At 43.1% G+C, this 728-nt stretch carries 1 protein-coding gene; it reads left to right on the top strand.

What is annotated here, in order from left to right:
• Positions 1 to 26 precede the first annotated feature (26 nt).
• Positions 27 to 728, top strand: a 702-nt coding sequence (locus A3729_RS28325; RefSeq protein ID WP_156498200.1) for an outer membrane beta-barrel protein, incomplete at its 3' end; no start/stop codon positions are given.

Here is a 728-nt window from a genome sequence, read left to right as displayed (position 1 = left end):
CAACCGTAGCAAAACCGGATCTACAAATGGATCAACTAAAATTAAGGATGCCCAGCAACATGGTTTGCAAACGCTTCGCACTCGCCCTAGTTTCAATTCTGCTATCTATTTCTACTTTGACTCAAGCCAACGATGATAACGGTTTTTTTAGCAACCCTGGCCCTAAGTCCGAAAGAAACTACTTATCTGTCGGTCTTTCTTTGAACGAATTCAACAGGCTCAACCTTAATCTCGTCCTCTCTGACAGCGTATCTTACGAAGATAGAACTGAAGGCTCTCCGGTTTTATCATTCAGCGGCCTTACTGCACAAACCTACGGCCTTAGCGTTATTTATGGTAGCTACCTAGATGACACTTTCAAAGCAGAGTTTCGTTACGGCAAGGGAATCAAAGAAGACACGCTTAAAGGAGCAAAGGATGTCAACCTAGATCATTGGATTGCGACATATATGGGAGCCGAGCAAGAGATTACAGATTATTTTAATGCTTACGCACTACTTGGACTATCTTACTACCGAGCAGATGTAACGCGTCATGAAGTTATTAGAACCGTCTCGGAAAGTGCTATTTCTAACGCGGAATCAGCGGTTCAACCCAGCCCATTCGTGGCCGAGTCACATTTATTTAAAACGAACTTCAGTTTAAGCTGGATTATCGGAGGAGACTATAAGCTGAGTGATCAGTGGTATTTATCCTTTGAATACGGTCGTTTGCTCAAGGACACTGAT

The sequence above is a fragment of the Oleiphilus sp. HI0043 genome (assembly GCF_001634935.1).
Note: the sequence above shows the minus strand (reverse complement) of the source record. Positions and strands in the feature narration are given on the sequence as shown.